At 67.4% G+C, this 17,504-nt stretch carries 12 protein-coding genes; 10 read left to right on the forward strand and 2 right to left on the reverse strand.

The annotated features are described in order from the left end of the window. The first annotated feature begins 93 nt into the window (after positions 1-93). The 6 genes from tssK to SB4_RS14240 are packed head-to-tail and all read left to right on the forward strand — an operon-like array spanning position 94 to position 9,333. Positions 94-1,398 carry a type VI secretion system baseplate subunit TssK gene (tssK, locus tag SB4_RS14215; RefSeq protein ID WP_241488632.1) on the forward strand — a complete coding sequence of 435 codons (1,305 nt, stop codon included), beginning with the start codon at positions 94-96 and terminating at the stop codon, positions 1,396-1,398. After that, the gene (gene tssL, locus SB4_RS14220) at positions 1,395-2,804 is read left to right on the forward strand and encodes a type VI secretion system protein TssL, long form (protein WP_058753088.1); all 1,410 of its coding nucleotides are present in this window, start codon (positions 1,395-1,397) and stop codon (positions 2,802-2,804) included. The genes tssK and tssL overlap by 4 nt, the downstream gene beginning before the upstream one ends. Further along, on the forward strand, positions 2,804-6,301 hold the full coding sequence (gene tssM / locus SB4_RS14225; protein ID WP_058753089.1) for a type VI secretion system membrane subunit TssM: 3,498 nt from the start codon (positions 2,804-2,806) through the stop codon (positions 6,299-6,301). Before tssL ends, tssM begins: the two co-directional genes overlap by 1 nt. 10 nt (positions 6,302-6,311) lie before the next feature. Continuing rightward, positions 6,312-6,764, forward strand: a complete 453-nt coding sequence (gene tagF / locus SB4_RS14230; RefSeq protein ID WP_058753090.1) for a type VI secretion system-associated protein TagF — start codon at positions 6,312-6,314, stop codon at positions 6,762-6,764. Then, on the forward strand, positions 6,761-7,525 hold the full coding sequence (locus SB4_RS14235; protein ID WP_058753091.1) for a PP2C family protein-serine/threonine phosphatase: 765 nt from the start codon (positions 6,761-6,763) through the stop codon (positions 7,523-7,525). The genes tagF and SB4_RS14235 overlap by 4 nt, the downstream gene beginning before the upstream one ends. Next, a complete protein-coding gene (locus tag SB4_RS14240; protein WP_058753092.1) occupies positions 7,522-9,333 on the forward strand; it encodes a serine/threonine-protein kinase in 1,812 nt (603 codons plus the stop codon). Before SB4_RS14235 ends, SB4_RS14240 begins: the two co-directional genes overlap by 4 nt. Before the next feature lie 12 nt (positions 9,334-9,345). On the opposite strand, the gene SB4_RS14245 is transcribed toward SB4_RS14240, so the two are convergent. Together SB4_RS14245 and SB4_RS14250 are read right to left on the reverse strand one after the other, a co-directional pair. Further along, positions 9,346-9,963 carry a helix-turn-helix domain-containing protein gene (locus SB4_RS14245; protein ID WP_153006237.1) on the reverse strand — a complete coding sequence of 206 codons (618 nt, stop codon included), beginning with the start codon at positions 9,961-9,963 and terminating at the stop codon, positions 9,346-9,348. Continuing rightward, the gene (locus SB4_RS14250) at positions 9,960-10,988 is read right to left on the reverse strand and encodes a hypothetical protein (protein ID WP_153006238.1); all 1,029 of its coding nucleotides are present in this window, start codon (positions 10,986-10,988) and stop codon (positions 9,960-9,962) included. Before SB4_RS14250 ends, SB4_RS14245 begins: the two co-directional genes overlap by 4 nt. Positions 10,989-11,219: 231 nt before the next feature. On the opposite strand from SB4_RS14250, the gene SB4_RS14255 reads away from it, so the two are divergent. From SB4_RS14255 to SB4_RS19110, 4 genes are read left to right on the forward strand one after another with little or no spacing between them, the layout of a single operon-like run. Then, positions 11,220-11,645: a DcrB-related protein gene (locus SB4_RS14255; RefSeq protein WP_058753095.1), complete on the forward strand. Its 426-nt coding sequence runs from the start codon at positions 11,220-11,222 to the stop codon at positions 11,643-11,645. A 12-nt stretch (positions 11,646-11,657) separates the two neighbouring features. Then, entirely contained in the window at positions 11,658-16,172 is a 4,515-nt protein-coding gene (locus SB4_RS14260; protein WP_058753096.1) for an RHS repeat-associated core domain-containing protein, read from the forward strand. A gap of 11 nt (positions 16,173-16,183) precedes the next feature. Then, complete coding sequence (locus tag SB4_RS19710) at positions 16,184-16,759, forward strand: hypothetical protein (RefSeq protein ID WP_153006239.1); 576 nt, start codon at positions 16,184-16,186, stop codon at positions 16,757-16,759. Between the two features lie 15 nt (positions 16,760-16,774). Continuing rightward, a complete protein-coding gene (locus SB4_RS19110; protein WP_193753831.1) occupies positions 16,775-17,149 on the forward strand; it encodes an RHS repeat domain-containing protein in 375 nt (124 codons plus the stop codon). Positions 17,150-17,504 lie beyond the last annotated feature (355 nt).

The following is a 17,504-nucleotide window of genomic DNA, read 5'->3' on the forward strand; positions in this document are numbered from 1 at the left end:
CCGGGTGGGCGGTCATGGGTTTCCATGTCAGCCCGTCAGCCTGTTTGGGGAGAGCAATTGGCTGGTAAAAATCGGGTCGCCTGGCACGAGGGCATGTTCCTTCGGCCACAGCATTTCCAGGCGCAGGATCGCTTTGTCGAGGCGCAACTGGGGGCACGGGTCGATTCGATCCGTCCCTGGGCCTGGGGACTGACCGCCCTCACCATCGATGAGGATCTGGCGGCGCTGGGCAAGTTCGCCGTGTCGCGGGCGGTGGGTATCCTGCCCGACGGCACGCCCTTTTCCATTCCCGACGACCTGCCGCCGCCCGAGCCGCTGGACGTGCCGGGCGATGCGCGGGATGCGATCGTCTATCTGACGCTGCCCGCAGCCCAGGTCGGCGCGGTCGAGTTCCGCGATATCGATGCGCGCAGCCATGACGCCCGCTATCTGGTCGATGAGGCCGAGGTCGCCGATGCCTTTTCGGACGACCGGACCAGCGAGCCGATCGGGCTGGGCCGCCCCAATCTGCGCTTCGGCATCACCCGCGACCAGATTTATGGTCGCGTCACGCTGGGGCTGGCACGGGTGCGCGAGGTGCAGAACCGGCGCGTCATGTTCGACGACCGCTATATAGCGCCGACGCTGGACTCCGCCGCCGCCCCGCGCCTGCGCGGCGGCCTGTCGGATATCGTCGGTCGCGCGGGCCAGCGCGCCGAGGAACTGGCCCTGCGCGCGGTGGAAGCGACCGATGGCGGGTCGGACACCTTCGCCAGCTTCCTCCTGCTTCAGGCGCTCAACCGCTGGCTGCCGGTGCTGGAGCATCTGCAATTCCTGCCCGTCGTCCACCCCGAGCGCCTGTTCGAGACGCTCATTTCGATGGCGGGCGAGATCGCGACGCTGATCCGGCCCGAGCGCAAGGCGCCGCCGCTGCCGCGCTATGATCACGAAAATCCGCAAAGCTGTTTCGAGCCGGTGTTCGACCTGCTCCAATCGATGCTGTCGGCGGTGTTCGAGCGTTCGGCGTTGCAGCTGCCGCTCGATCAGGCGGGGCCGGGCGCCTATGTCTCGCGCATCACCGACCATGGGCTTTACGAGACGGGCTATTTCTATCTTGCCGTCTCCGCCGCCTCGCCGGTCGAGGAAATCCGGGGGCTGTTCCCCTCGGTCGCCAAGATCGGGACGGTGCAGAAGATGCGCCAGATCGTCGACTCCGCGCTGCCCGGTGTGCCGCTGCGCCATACGCCGACCCCGCCGCCCCAGCTGCGGGTGCTGCCCGGCTTCGTCTATTTCGAGCTGGATCGCGGCGTGGCCGAATGGCGCGATTTCCAGCAGGCGACCGCGCTGGGTCTGCATGTCGCGGGTGACTGGCCGCAACTGAAGCTCGAACTCTGGTGCGTCAAACGGAGCGGTCGATGAGCGAGGACGGCGACAAGACCGTATTCCGACCCTCGCCCCTGCAGGGGCTGAAGCGGGGCGACGCGGCCGGAGCGCCACCGCCGCCGCCGTCCGCGCCCTGGGGCAGCATGAGCCCGCCGCCCCCCGACCAGGGTTATGCCGCGCCGCCGCCGCTCTCGCGCGCCGCCGCACCGGTCGCGCCGGGGCCGGTGCCCTCGCGGCTGGGCGAGGACGATGTGCCCTTGCCCGCCACGCCGCCCGCGATCCGCAATATCATGTTGGCCGAGGCGGAGCCGGTGCTGGCGCTGCTGGCGGCGGTCCGCGCAGGCCGTGTCCGCCTGCCCATGCCCGAGCTGCATCGCCAATGCGCCGCCGCGATCGGCCGATTCGAGCGCGCGATCCAGCCGCATTACCCCGAGGAAAAGCGCCAGCGCGCCAAATATGCCGTCTGCGCTACGGCCGACGATATCGCGCAGAACCTGCCGGGAATCGGCACCGACGGCGCGGAATGGGCGCGGCGATCGATGGTCGTCACCTTCTTCCAGGAGAATATCGGCGGTGATCGTTTCTGGCAGCTGGTCGATGACATGCTGCGCGTGCCGCACGACAATCTTGACCTGATCGAACTGTTCCACGCCTGCCTTGCCGCCGGGTTCGAGGGGCGTTTCCGGGTCATGCCCGATGGCCGCCGGCGCCTGCACGAGATCATGACGCGGTTGCAGGGTGCGCTGCCCCATGTCCGCGCGCTGTCGCAGGTCGAGCTGGTGCCGCATTGGCGCGGCGAGACTGCACCGGTCGGGCGCGTCGGCCTCAGCGTCCTGGCCCTGGCCGGGGCGGGGGCGCTTGCGTTGTTGCTGCTGGTCTATGTCGTGCTGCGGCTGATGCTGGCGTCGAGCGGCGACACGCCCTCGACCCGGCTGGCGGCGCTCAACCCCGAGGCGCGGCTGACCCTGTCGCGTCCCGCCGCCGCGATGCCCGCCGCCGCCAGCGCGCAGGCGAGCAAGCTGCGCCGTTTCCTCGAACCCGAAATCCGCGAAGGGCTGGTGAAGGTGGAGGAGGATGCGCAGACGGTTCGCGTGCGCACGACCATCGGACAGCTGTTCCGGTCGGGCTCCGACGAACTGGAGCCGGGGCGCGAGACGCTGTTCCACCGTATCGGCCGAGCGATCGAGGATGAGAAGGGCGGGGTGGTGATCGAAGGCCATGCCGACAACACCCCCGTCGCCACCGTCCGCTTCCCCGACAATATGGCCCTGAGCGAAGCGCGGGCGGAGACGGTCGCCAAGCTGATCCGCAGCGACCTGTCCGATCCGTCGCGGGTCACGATCAAGGGATTGGGAGATACCGTGCCGATCGCCTCCAATGCCGATGCGGCGGGCAAGTCGCAAAACCGTCGGGTCGAGATCGTCGTGCCGAGGCGTTACTGATGCGGGGCTTTTTTCGGAACTGGTATGCCGTGACGATCACGGCGGCGGTGCTGCTCGCGGCGCTGTTCGCGTTCGGACTGCCGTTGTTCGTCGCCTTCTTCCGGCCGATCCCGGTGCGGATCGGCGCGGTGGTGCTGGTCGCGCTGGCTTGGGGTCTGTGGTGGTTCCTGCGCCGCCGGGCTGCCCGCAAGGCCGCCGATGCCATCGCCGCCGAACTGGCGGGCCCCAACGCCGCCGATGAGGAAGGCAAGGCGCTGGGTCGCCGCATGACCGAGGCGCTGACCAAGCTGCGCGGCGCTGCCGGTGGACGGCGTGACTATCTCTACAGCCGCCCCTGGTATGTCATCATCGGCCCGCCGGGCGCGGGCAAGACGACGGCGCTGCTGAACTCGGGCCTGCGTTTTCCCTTCGTCGAACAGGCGGTGGGCGGCATCGGCGGCACGCGCAACCTGGACTTCTGGTTCGCCGACGAAGCGGTGCTGGTCGATACGGCGGGCCGCTATACGACGCAGGACAGCGACGCGACGGTCGATGCGGCGGGCTGGAACGCGTTTCTGGGCCTGCTCAAGCGCCATCGCCCGCGCCAGCCGATCAACGGCGTGCTGGTGGCGATCGGCATCGATACGCTGGTGGGCAGCGACTGCGCCGCGATCGACGCCCACGCCCGCGCGGTCCGCCGCCGCCTGGTCGAGCTGCGCCGTACGCTGGAAACGGCGGTGCCGGTCTATCTGCTCGTCACCAAGGCCGATCTACTGGCGGGCTTCACCGACTATTTCGACGATCTCGACGTGGAGGGACGTCGCGCCGTGCTGGGGGCTACCATGCCCTATGCGGACGGCCGACCGAGCGCGGAGGCGCTGGCGCACGCCTTTGACGAGGCGACCCAGGCGGTCGCCGATCGCCAGGCACGCCGCCTGTTCGAGGAGGTGGACCAGCGTCGGCGCGGCATGATGATCGGCTTTCCGGCGCAGTTGCGGTCGCTTCGTGCGCGGCTGATGCGCTTTGCCGATGGCGCGTTCGTCGCGGGCGACGAGGCGGCGGGCGTGCTGCGCGGCTTCTACATGACCAGCGGCGTGCAGGAGGGCGAGGCGCTCGACCGCATCCTGGCCTCGATGGCGCAGGTCTATGAACAGCCGGTCGAGGCCGCCGCGCCGGGACGTGGGCGGGCCTATTTCCTCAACCGCCTGCTGACCGAGGTGATGTTCCCCGAAGCGGGGCTGGTCACGACCGATCCCAAGGCGAAGGGACGCCTGCGTCGCCAGATGATCGCGGCGCTGGGCGGCATCGCGGTGGTGAGTGCGCTGGTGCTGGCGGCCTGGGGCGTGAGCTATACGCGCAACCGCGCGTTCCAGACCGCGCTGACCGAGGCCAGCGCGCGCGCCGAGCAGCAGTTCCGCGAGGCTGAGGTCGACCTGACCCAGGTGCGCGAGGACGATGCCGATCTGCGCGCCGCCATCCCCGCGCTCGACACGCTGCGCAATCTGCCGCGCGGCTATGCCGAACGGCGTCAGGGCGGCCCGTCGCTGGCGATGACCTTCGGCCTCTATCAGGGCGGGCTCAGCCAGCGCGCGGAGGAGACGTATCGCGATGCGCTGCGCCGCGTGATGCTGCCACGTCTGCTCCTGCGGCTGGAGGCGGTGATGAAGGCCGATGGACGCGATCCGATGCGTCTGTACGAGCCGCTGAAAGTCTATCTGATGCTGGGCCAGCAAGGACCGATGGATGCCAAGGCGGTGAAGGCCTGGGTGACGGCGGACTGGGCCAACGATCTGTATCCCGGTGCCGACAGCCAGGCCGAGCGGGCGGCGCTGACCCGCCATCTCGATGCGCTGCTGGAGGATCGGGACATGGCCTCGGTGTGGCCCAATCGCCGGCCGCCGCTGGACGGGCAACTGGTCGCCAGCGCGCGGGCGGCGGTGCAGACGTTGAGCCTTGCCGACCGCGCCTATGCGGTGATGAAGCAGAAGGCGGCCTCGGCGGGGCCCGCTTGGGAAGTCGCCAATGTCCTGTCGCAGGGTGACGCGCTCGCCTTTGCCGCGCCGGATCAGCTGGCGGCGATGCGCATCCCCTATTTCTTCACGCGGGCGGGCTATGAAAAAGCCTATCTGCCCGGCCTCGCCACGGTGCAGCAGGATCTGAAGAAGGATCTGTGGGTGCTGGGCGGCGCGGAAGAGGCGGGCGTCGGGCAGGAACTCAGCAACGTCCGGCCGGGTGTAGCGGGTCTGTACGCCAAGGACTATATCGCCGCCTGGGAAGACGTGGTCGCGGCGATGAAACCGGCGGCTTATTTCTCTGATACGGCGGCGTTCGGCGCACTGACGAAGAGCCCGTCACCGCTCAAGCGCGTGTTGCTGGAGCTGCGCAAGAATACGATCTTCTCCGGTGGCGTGCAGGCCGGGCTGGCACGCGTGGGGCGCTATGGCATGAACCGGTCGCGGTTCGGGCGCGTCGCCGACGAGATCGGCCGCGACCGGGCGCGGGGCATCGATGCGGGTGACGAGATCACCGCTTATTTCGCCTCGCTGCACGAATATGTCGGCGATGGACGCGGCAGCGCGCCGATCGACGATTTCATTGCCGGGATCAAGGCGGCGGGGCAGGCGGTGATCGCCGCGCGCTCGGTCGGCGGCGGCGGCGGTTCCGACACCACCCAGGCCCAGATGGCCACCGCGCTCGCCTCGGTCCGCGCGGCGGCGGCGGGGGCTCCGCCCCAGTTGCAGGGCTTCGTCAATGCCGCGGCTAGCGGCGGCACCCGCGCCCAGGTCGGCGCGGCGAGCGGCGCGGTCGGCGATGCCTATGCCCAGACGGTCCTGCCAGCCTGTCGGGAGGTTGCCCAGGAGCATTACCCTTTTTTCGCCAGCGCGAAGGCGGATGCCCCCATGGCTGAAACGCTCCGCGTCTTCGGCATGGGCGGGGTGTTCGACGGCTTCGTCCAGCAAAGGCTGATGCCGATGATCGACACCTCGGGCGCGGTATGGCGCTGGCGAGAGGGCGATCCGGTGGCGGCGGCGCTGAACCCCGCCACGCCGGAGACGCTGGCGCGGGCGGTCAAGCTGCGTGAATTGCTGGCGGCGGGTCTGCCGATCAAGGTGTCGGTCGCCAGTTTCGGCAGCGATATCGGCACGGTCGAGGTCGCGAGCGGCGGCACCCGCTATCGCTTCACGCCGCAGGACAACAAGCCCCGGCCGCTGATCTGGTCGGCGACGGGCAGCCTGCCCGAGGCGTCGGTCGTGCTGTACCGTCCCGGTGCTGCGCAGCCCGCCGCCAGTGCCGACGCGGCGCCCGGCGCCGAAGCGGCGCGGATCGAGACCGAAGGCCCCTGGGCGCTGTTCCGCCTGATGGACCGCGCTGACAAGCAGAATGCCGGGGCGCAGGCGATCCGCGCCGCCTTTGGCGACGGACCGCAGCGGACCGTGCTGCTGATCCAGTTGCCGGGCACCACCAATCCCTTCAGCCGGGCGGGCCTGTGGTCCTTCCGCTGCCCGGCCAGCCTGTGAGGGGGCGGCGATGACGGCCCGGCTGTACGGCAAACTGCCCGCGCATGGCGATTTCGTCGCACGCGGCTGTTCCGGCGAAGAGCGCGCCGCCCTCGACGCCTGGCTGACCGAATCCATGGAGCAGGCGCAGCGGCGTTTCGGCCCGTCCTTCGCCGAGCGGTTCGACATCGCGCAGCCATGGATCGGCGAGGGCCCCGGCGTCAGCGGCATCATCGCCGCATCGCAGGACGCGGCCGGGCGGCGGTATCCCCTGATCCTGCTGGGGGCGCAGCGGGACGGGCTGGACGATCTGGCCTATGCCGCGATCGCCGAACGCTGGGACGCGGACCGGGTCGTCGAGGCCCTGAGGCCGGGGGCGTCGGGGTCCGTGACCCGCTGGTCGTCGCTGGACGGGCGGGAAGCACGGGACGACGCCTTCCCCCTCGATATCGTCACCGCGATGCTGTCGGATACGGTCGCATGAACATGCCCCTGCGCCTCGTCAGCACCGCCACCACCCATCCCGGCCTGGTTCGCCGGGTCAACGAAGATCGCCACTGCGAACGGCCCCAGGACGGGCTGTGGGTCGTGGCGGACGGCATGGGGGGGCATGCCCATGGCGACTGGGCGGCCCATGCCGTGGTCCAGGCGCTGGAGGGCGTCGAGCTGCCCGCCGATTTCGACGCGGCGGTGCAGACGGTGGCGGACGGCGTGCACAGCGCCAATCGACGCATCTGGGCCGAGGCGCAGCGTCGCGAACAGCAGATGGGCTCGACTGTCGTCGCGCTGCTGATCCGTGGCGATCGGTTCGCGGCCTTGTGGGTGGGCGACAGCCGCGCCTATCTGTTGCGCGACGCCATGCTGGTGCCGCTGACCCGCGACCATAGCCAGGTACAGGAAATGGTCGATCGCGGCCTGATCGCGCCGGAGGACGCCGCGCATCACCCGCGTGGCCATGTGTTGGCGCGGGCAATCGGGGTGGGCGCACGGATCGCCGTCGACGTGGTTGCCGACAGCGTCGAGCCGGGCGATCGCTTCCTGTTGTGCAGCGACGGCTTGTCGGGGCCGGTGGTGGACGAGGAATTGCGGCAATCCCTGTCACGCTCCTCTCCTTCCGAAGCGGTCGAGGCGCTGCTCGCCCAGGCGCTGGCGCGCGGCGCACCGGATAACGTCACCGCGATCGTGGTGGCGGCGCAGGAGGCGACGCGTCTGACCCTCGCCGATACGGGCGGGGGACGCGCATGACGCCGATCGATGGCGACGACGACCGGACCGTCTTCGATCCCGAACGCACCGTATTCGATGCGGGTGGCGGGGGCGATGCCGTGCCTGCGCCCCGACCGGGCGGCACCGCGATCAAGGTCGGCGATGTCCTGAACCACATGTTCGCCGTCACCGGCTTTCTGGCGCGGGGCGGCATGGGCGAGGTATTCGTCGGCGCCAATATCATCACCGACGAACGGGTGGCGATCAAGGTCATGCTGCCCGCGCTGGCCGCCGACCCCAATGTCATCACGCTATTCCGGCGCGAGGCGCAGACGCTGACCCGGCTGCATCACGAGGCGGTCGTCCAGTATCGCGTGCTGGCGCAGGAGCCCGAGCTGGGCGTCCTCTATATCGTCACCGAATATATCGACGGCGCCAGCCTGTCCGACGTCCTGTCCAGCCTGAAGCCCAGTGCGCAAGAGCTGGGGGCATTGCTGCGGCGGTTGGCCTCCGGACTGGCGGCGGCCCATGCGCTGGGGGCGATCCACCGTGACGTCTCGCCCGACAATGTGCTGATGCCCGGCGGGCGACTGGCGGCGGCCAAGCTCATCGATTTCGGCATCGCCAAGGATCTCGATCCGGGCACCGCGACGGTGATTGGCGATGGTTTCGCAGGCAAGCTGGGTTATGTCGCGCCCGAGCAGCTGGGCGATTTCGGCCGGGCCATGGGACCATGGACCGATGTGTACAGCCTGGGCCTGGTGATCGCCGCGGTGGCGCGGGGAAGCGATCTGGGGCTGGGCGGAACACTGGTCGATGCAGTCGACAAAAGGCGCGCGGGCATCGACCTGTCCGCCGTGCCGCAGCCGCTGCGATCGGTGGTGGCGGGTATGGTCCGCCCGGACCCGGCCGAGCGGTTCCAGACCATGGGCGCGGTGCTGGCAGCGCTGGATGCGGCCGAGGTTCCGGGGGCGAGCACCTGGCGATGGCCGCGCTGGTGGCCGGTGGCGCTGATCGGTGCGCTGGTCGCCGCGATCCTGCTGGGATGGCTGATCTTGCGCGACCGGCCGTCATCGTCATCGTCGTCGTCCGCACCGGTCGCGGTGGCCAGCGATCCGGTTGCCCGCGCCCGCGACGCGATCGACGCGGCCCTGCCGTCGGTCAGCTGCACCTGGTTGCGCATCGTGTCGGTCACGCAGAGCCCTGCGGGTCCACGCGTCGCGCTGACCGGCGTGGCGGGTAATCCCACCGACGCCCAGTCCGAGATCGTCCGCACGCTCCAGGCCCAAGGGCTGACCGCCAGCGCGATCGACTTTGCCGATGTGTCGCCGATCACCCAGTCGGGCTGCGCCGCGCTCGATGCGTATCGTCAAATCCGCGCGACAGGGCGCAATCGCCTGTCGGTGCCGCAGCGGCGGTTCGAGATGCGGACCCAGCAGCCGGGCTCGGCCTATGCGGGCAAGCTGGCCGCGAATGCCATCGTCGGCATCGCGATCGGCGACCCGTCCCTCGACTTCGCGTTGGTCGGACTGGAGCCGTCCGGGGCGATCGACATGCTGATCCCCAGCCGCGCCGCCTTCGCGGAGCAATTGCGCACGTCGCGCAACGGCGTACCGATCACCGATCTGGGCAATGATCGTTATCGCCTGCAACTCGATCTCGATCACCAGGGTTGGTCGGGGCTGCTGCTGGTGACCGGCAAAGGGCCGTTCGATCCGGCGATCATCGCGCCGCCGCTGGGAGCCCGCGATGCCGCCTGGCGCACCAAACTCGTCGAACGCGCCGCCGAACAGGGGTGGCAGACCGACATGATCTGGTTCCGATCGGTCGACGACGCGAAGGACTGAGCCGGAGGCCCTTTATTGCGGGAAGAAGCCTTCGCTCGGCGGCAGTTCGGCGCTGGCATCGGGACCGGTATCGCCTGCCAACACCCACCGCCCGTCCTCGCGCGTCGCTACCTGTTCGGCCCGGTGGACCTCGCTCAGCTGACGCGCGAGGAACGGAAAGGCCGCCCGAATATCCGTTCTCCCGGTCCAGGCGGGCGCCTGTCCGACGCGGTAATCATAACGCAGCGTATCCTTGCCCTCGGGATGCACGGCCACGACCTGCTTGCGGCCATAGCAGAGCAGCGGTTCGGCCGGGCTGGCGGGATCGAGCCGACGCAGCCAGATGTCCCGACTTCCCTCGGTGGTCGGCTCGATCCGCACGCGCGGACGATCACCGGTCGCGGGCAGGGGGACGCGGCGGACCAGTCCGGCGGCGACCAGTGCGTCGACCTTGGGACCGCTCAGGGCGTCGGCGCTGAACTCGATCGGCGTGGTGCCGGATAGGAGCGGTGCGCATTGCCGCTGTCCGTCCAGCTGCGCGCGGAGCTGGGCCAGCGCATCGCCGCCTTCGGCCTGGGGCTGGCTCTTCCCCTCGCTGCACGCGGCCAGCAGGACCAGCGCCGCAACCCCCATGGCCCCGACGCGCATCACGTGCGCAGCCCCAGCGGGGCGAGCGGTTGCGTCTTGTCGGACAGCCAGGCGAGCACGCGCTCGGCCTCGGCCACTTCCTTCAGACGGGCGTGGTTGGCGTCGCTTTTGCCGAACCAGCCGCCCGGCGCATAAAAAGCGCTGCCACGGACCTGTTTGTGGACCTTGTCGATCTGGTCCTCGACATCGCCACCCGGCCGGGTCACGCCGACCCATTGGATTGGGCCCCGCTTGGGATCGGTGTTGCCGCGCGGATAGTCCTTGGAACTCGGCAGCGCGTCGATCGGCTTGCTGCTGTACTGCCCGCCGCCGCCATAGGGGCTTGCCGGTGCGGTCTGTGTCACCAGCGCGTCGGAGTCGAGCAGCCACAGCATGTAGAAGCCCAGCTCGATCTTGGGCGACAGACGGGCGGGGTCGATCTTGCCATTGGGCTTGTTGGCGATCGGTGCGGCGCGCAGCAGGTCATAGGCGCGCTGCTTGTCCCGTTCGCTCATCGACCGGCTGCGCTCGATCGCATCGGCGGCGTCATAGGCCAGCAGCTTGTGGTTGATCAGCCAGCTGTTGAGCTGCTTGTCGCGGTTCAGCGGATCGGTCGCCAGCAGGTCGCGGGTGTTGCTCATGGTCTTCACCACCGAGTCCTTGATGGCCTTGCCGGTCTCGTCCTTCACGATGTCCAGCGCCTTGCCGATCGCGAAGGTGGCGGTCGCGTTGCTGGCAACCGCGTTATAGACGCCCAGCGCGCGCGAGGTACTGCGCCCGGCCAGCAGGCGCACCGCCGTGCGGTTCGCGATCACCCGAAGCGACGATGTGGCGGCGGTCGCCATCAGGATCGAACCCGGCAGGATCGCCGCGGCCGAGACGAACAACTCGGTGCGGGCCTTGTCGTTGTCGTCCTGCTTCTTGAAGACGTCGGCATAGCTTTTGTACGCCGTATTATAGGCGATGATATAGGGGTTGCAGACATTGGCCTGCCAAGCATCCACCGCGTCGCTGACCTGATTTCGATAGGTCTGCAATCGATCCGCCACGGATTTCTCCCTGATTATCCCAAGACGCCCCGTTCCACCCGGGGGACGGTCTATGGTCGCTCGTCGGGGGTAAGAACCGCAAAAGCGATGAATTGCTCTTGGGATACGATGGTTGGGCCCGGTTTTGTGGCGCGGCATCGCTGAAAACGAATGCAATTTCGTAGAGGGTATGCGTCGTCGTTTCGAGCCGCTACCTACGGGCACGGCGATCAGTAGCGAGAGACAATGCGCATGGCGTATCGGATCGATGAAGGATCACTGACCTCACCCACGCCGTGGCAGGATCAAAGCATCAATGTGCTGATGCCACGGGACGCCAAGGTGCAGGGCACCAGCCTGGTCATCGCGCGCGACCGGCTGGCGCTGGGCCTGACCTTTCAGGATTATGTGATCCAGCAGCGGCAGAATTTCGCGGCCCAGTTGGCCGGGTTCGAGTTGATCGCCGACACTGCCGGACAGGTTGACGGTCGCGAGGCGCATTTTCTGGAGATTGCCTGGCGCAGCGACGGCAAGCCGATCCAGCAGGTGGTCGCCATGGTGCTTCACCGAGAGGATGCGATCCTGAACTTCACGGGGTCGATCCCGGGCGGCCCGGATGCGGAAAGCCGCAACGCGCTGGTCGCGGCGATCACCTCCTTCACCTTCGCGACCGCCTAACGGAGGCGGTTCGTGGCAGGCGGCATCACCTCTGCTCCGGAGCCGACGGCCGACGAAAAGCTGCGCGCTCTCCGGGAGCGGACGGCCGAGGCGAGCAATGCGGGCACGGTCTCGGCCATCGCCACGACGGGGCATGTCGCCTCGGCGGGCATCCTGGCGGCCGGGGCCTATTCGGCCGGAGCATCGGGCGGGGTGACCGCGCTGAAGTGCTTTGCGGGCCGCGTCGCCGCGCCGATCGCCGGGGCGATGGCGGGGGCCTGGCTGGCCGAACAGGTCCATGCGGACGAAGGCGCCTTCTGGGTCGCGCAGCAATTCGGAGCGCAGCGGATTGCGTCATCCGGACGGCAGGCCGCGCATGTCGAGCACCAGATCGCGCATAGCAACACCTTCAACGGCTTGCTCGCGGGGATCGCGGCCGGGATCGTGGTAGGCGCAGTGGTGGCGGTCAGCGCGGCCGCGATCATTGGCACGGCGGGCATGGCCGCCCCGCTGGTAGGGGCTGCGGTCGCCTTTGGTGCGGGGGCGGCGGGCGGCTTCGTCACCAGCGCGATCGCGGGTGCGGGGTCCAAGACCGCCACCCTGTCCGGCCCGATCACCAGCGGCTCGCCCAACGTCTTTTTCGAAGGCAAGCGGGCGGCGCGCGTCACTGACACGGCGGCCTGTACCAAACATCCCGGCAATCCGCCCTCGACGATCATCGAGGGCAGCAAGACCATCTTCATCAACGGCCTGCCCATGGCGCGGATCGGCCACAAGCTGTCCTGCGACGCCGTGATACAGCAGGGGTGCGAGACGATCCTCGGCGACACCACCACCGGCAGCTATGGCACGCCGGACGCCGAATTCTCGATTGCCGAGCAATTGCTGCTGTCGGTCGCCGAGGTGGCGGGGATGCGGTCTGCGGTTCGCCAAGGGGGCCTGCTCGATGGCCCGTTACGGCGGCTGTTCGGCGAGCCGGTCGATGTGGTCACCGGCGACTATGCCGATACGCGGATCGATTTCGAATATCCGGGCTTGTTGCCGCTGCGGCTGGAGCGGACCTATCCCGGCCGGATGCGGGTCGAGGGGCTGCTGGGCCCGCGCTGGATCTGCAACTGGTCGCAGCGGCTTCTGATCGATGCGGAGGCGGGCACCGCGCTGCTCGAGGATGCGGGTGGCCAGAGACTGGTCTTCGCGATCGGCAGCGACCGCCATGTCGATGCCCGGCACCTCAAGGCGCCCTATTACCGGCTGACCGGACCGCGCGAGGCCCTGCGCCTCTATGACAGCCGCAGCCAGCAATTCCTGTTGTTCGCGCCCGCCCGCGATCCCGCGCTGATGCAGATGGCGGGGATCGAGGACCGGAACGGCAACCGCATCGATTTCGCGCGCGATGCCGATGGTCATCTGCGCGCGATCCGTGTGCCCGACGGCACGACCTTCCATGTCGACACCACGCCCGAGGGCTGGCTCAGCGCGCTCAGGATGGAGGGCGAGCGCGAGCCGCTGGTCCGATATCGCTACGATGCGGCCGGGCATCTGCGGGACGTGCTGGGCGCGTTCACCGGCGAGTTCCATTATCGCTATTCGCCCGAGGGCTGGCTGAACGGATGGCGGGACAGTGGGCCGACCCAGGTCGAGATCGCCTATGATGCGGCCGGCCGCGTTATCGGCACGCGCACCGGCGACGGCATGTTCAACGACCGTTTCCTCTATTCCCCCGAGGAACGCCTGTCGCGCTATGTCGATGCCACCGGTGCGGTCACCAGCTTCCGCTATGATGCGAACAACCTGGTCGTCGAGGAGATCGATCCGCTCGGCGCGCGCACGGTCAGTGAGTGGGACGCGCTGGAGCGGTTGCAACGGCGCATCGACCCCGCCGGGCGCGAGACGCGTTTCGCCTATGACGGCGACGGACGGCTGATCGCGCAGACCGACTGGGCCGGGCGTAGCTGGGGCTGGCGCTACGACCGGTGGGGCGCGCTGGTCGGGTTCGAGGGACACGACGGCACGGCCAGCTGGGTCCGCGACCAAGGCGGCAATATCGTCCGCTGGACCGGAGCCGATGGGGTAAAGGGCACGGCGCGCTATGATGAGCGCGGTGCGCTGGTCGAGGAAAGCGTCGTCGGTGCGGGCATCGTCCGGTACGATAACGACGCGGCCGGACGGCCCGTCGCCCGTCACGATCCCCCCAGCGCGTCGGGTCAGGAGCGGGTCACCCGCTATCGTTGGGACCGGTTCGGGCGGTTGCTGGAGCTGACCGATCCGGCCGGGCGCACCAGCACCTGGGCCTATGAGCGGTCGGCCGAGAATCCGCGCGGCGCGGTCAGCCTGGCCCGGACGCCGGATGGTGGCGAAACCCGCTTCGCCTATGACGGGGAAGGGCTGCTCGCCGCGCGTATCCGCAGCGACGGGCAGGCGACCCGCTTCGTCCACGGTGCCTTCGACACGCTGCGCCGGACGATCGACCCGCTCGGCGCGAGCACCGGCTTCGCCTATGACGGCGCGGGGCGACTGGCCGCGATCGGCAATGCGGCTGGTCAGGAATGGCGTTTCCGTTATGATGCGGCCGGGCGGCTCGCGGCGCAGATCGACTGGGCCGGACGCGAGACGCTCTATCACCGCGACGCGCTGGGCCGTGTACTCGCCAAGCGGATGCCGGATGCGACCGAGCAGCATTTCGAGTGGGACGATCGCGACCGCATCGCGCGGGTGATCGCGGGCGAGGATGCGATCTCCTATCGCTATGACGAGGCGGATCGGCTGGTCGGTGCGACGACGTGGACGCGGGTCGAGGGCACAGCCCGACCGATTGCCGATGTCGCGCTGCGATATGACGACAAGGGCCGCTTGGTCGCCGAAGAACAGAACGGCATCGCCGTCACCTATCGCTATGACGAAGCGGGGCGCTGTATCGGGCGCACCAGTCCCAGCGGCACGACCCAGCTGCGGTTCGACGAGGCGGGGCTGCTCCGCCGTTACGAAAGCAACGGCCATGCGCTGCGCTTCGATCATGATGCGAGCGGGCTGGAGACACTGCGCGAGGCGGCCGCGATCGGGGTGCGCACCGCCTTCCAACTGACCCAGGCCTATGATCCGGCGGGCCGCCTGGCGGAACAGCGCGCTGGGGGTGTGGCCGTGTTTTCGGGCGCGCCGCAAGGGCCGGGCGATTTGGTACGCCGTTACGACTGGGACCGTGCCGGGCGGCTGGCGGGGATCAGCGAGGCGGGGACGTCCGGCGCGCGCGGCGACACGCGTTTCCACTATGACCTGCGCGACCAGGCCGTTGCCGTCGAGCGACCCGGCGCGCGCGAGGCCTATCGCTACGACGCGTTGATGAATCTGGCCGAAGGGCTGGCGGGCGAGCATCGCTACTGGCACGACTGTGTGGTGGAGGCGGGGGCCAATCGATTCCGCTACGATGCCCGTGGGCGGATGGTCGAGCGCGTTCTGTCCGAGCAGGGCTTCCGCCCGCGTCGCTGGCGGTATCGCTGGGACGGGTTCGACCGGCTGGTCGAATTGGAGGGGCCTGATGGTGCGCGCTGGCGCTATACCTATGACGCGTTCGGGCGGCGTGTCGGAAAGGTGTTGCTGGGTGGCCCGACGGCGCGGCGGGTCGACTATGTCTGGCAGGGCACTTCGCTGGCAGAGGCCTGGCATCGGTCCGGTGCAGGCGAGGGCGACGAGGCTCTTTCGATCGAACGCTGGCATTTCGAGCCCGACGGTCTGCGTCCGCTGGCCAAGGAACTGGTGCCCGCCGGTGTCGACGCCGAACCGATACCGGCCGAGGCGCAGTGGCTGCCAATCGTCGCCGACCAGCTGGGCGCGCCGCATGCGCTGTTCGGAGAGGACGGCCGATGCCAATGGCGCGCCGAGCCCGAACTCTGGGGCCGCACCCGCACCGCCCGCGCGCTGCTGCGCGAACGCGGCGACGAGGCGGGAGGGGAGGGCAGGGCGTCGCCCTGCGCACTGCGCTTTCCCGGGCAATGGGAGGATTCGGAAAGCGGGCTACACTATAACCTCAACCGCTATTACGATCCTGAAACCGGCCAGTATCTGTCCCCCGACCCGATCGGGGTGGACGGTGGCCTACGGACCCATGCTTATGTGCATGACCCGTTGCGGTGGATGGACCCGGAGGGGCTTCAGGACGCACCGGGAACGGTCACATATCCCTTGCATTCGACGCTAACTCCGCAATCAGGAAGCTATTCTTCCGGTATTGCGCGTGCCTGGTTACAGGAACAACAACTAGTGCGTGAGACAGGTCGAGGAACAGTTAACTGGACATCTGCCCAGCAAGAGGAACTCATCAATACCGGGCGAGTGCGTGGCTACACTGGCCATCATATCAACAATGCCGCGACCGCTCCCGCATGGGAAGGTGATCCACGGAACATACGCTTCCTGTCTAATGGGCGTGTGGGGTTGCCGAATGATCATCTCTACGCTGATCAAGGTCACCGTGGTAATTGGAAGAATAGTACCAGTGGTCGGTTAATTGACAGACTGGAAATGATACGGCGTTTCCGCGCAGGGTGCCTATAGGAGTAACACATATGACTTATGCCGAAGCCATTCAAAATCTGGTCGACGCCGGGTCGAAGGCTGGTATATCGATCATCGTATCAATACCGGAGTACGGCGTCGATCGCGTTGTGTTTGGTAATGATCTTGCGCAGGAAATCGAGACTGTTGGCTACCCGGCCGGTGCTGAGCTTCCTTGGGTGGTAGAGGATTTTTATCTGTATTCTCTTGACGAAATAACTGAACGGCAAGCTGGTTATCGTTATGATGCACATACAGGCGAAGCGTCACAGGGCTGGGATCAGAATCAATATGTGATTGCCGACTGGACGGCCAATCCGTTAACTTTGGGCGTGGATGGTGCAATCCGCTATGCACGACATGGCCAGGAGGAGTGGACCTATGTCCGAATCGCACCTGACGTTCCGAGCTTTTTTGCGCTTTTAGCGGACTGGTTGCGCTACTTTGTCGTCGAGCGCGCGGGTAACCTATTCAATGAAGATTTCCAGATCGACGAGGCCACCCGCGACATAATCCGCAATTCGATCCTGCGACCGATCGACCTGGATGACCGTGAGGCGGCCCTTGCCTTTCTGTTGGGCGAGTGATGCTCTGACCTGTCATTGCGTTGGCCCGGCCAATGGAAGGGCGCGGAAAGCGGGCTGCACTGTAGCCTCAATCGCTATTACGATCCCGAAACCGGCCACTATCTGTCCCGCGACCCTATCAGCGTCGATGGCAGCCTGCGCGCCCACGCCCATGTGTATGATCCGCTGCGGTGGTTCGATCCTCTTGGATTAGCCGCTTGCACGCGCTTTCAATATAATCAGGTGTATAATCCGGGGCCGCTTGCGCAACTTCAAGGTAATCCGGCCAGTAGTTTTGCAGGTGGTCGTTATAATGCCGCAATGCTTACCGATTACTTGGTGCTATACTGCGGTGGTGAAGTCAGAAAGCCTCTGGGCAATGGTTCACTCGAAGTCCACCACAATCAGTAGCACAAGTTCGAAAGCGGGCGACAATATATGAGGGGTCTGTTGGGTATCAGGGAGGTGTTTATCTGGGAGGTTCGGGAACTAATCAGGTTTTCGTCCCTGAGTATTGGAAGATTCCGGGTGTTCGATTATTAGATACATCAGGTATTCGGTAAAATATGGAAGATAAGCGATATAGGGCTGTAGATTTATTGCGAGAGGCTCGCGGAATTATGAGTTCGCAGGGGGATCGAAACTGGATAAGAGGTATAGAAAATGTTCTAGGGCTGAGACTCAATCAGAGCCAGAATGCGAGCGCGGTTGCGATGGCGACGCCTGAGAGGAAGTTGACGGCGAGTTTATCGTAGCGGGTAGCGAA

The sequence above is a fragment of the Sphingomonas sanguinis genome (assembly GCF_001476905.1).
Lineage (GTDB): Bacteria > Pseudomonadota > Alphaproteobacteria > Sphingomonadales > Sphingomonadaceae > Sphingomonas > Sphingomonas sanguinis_B.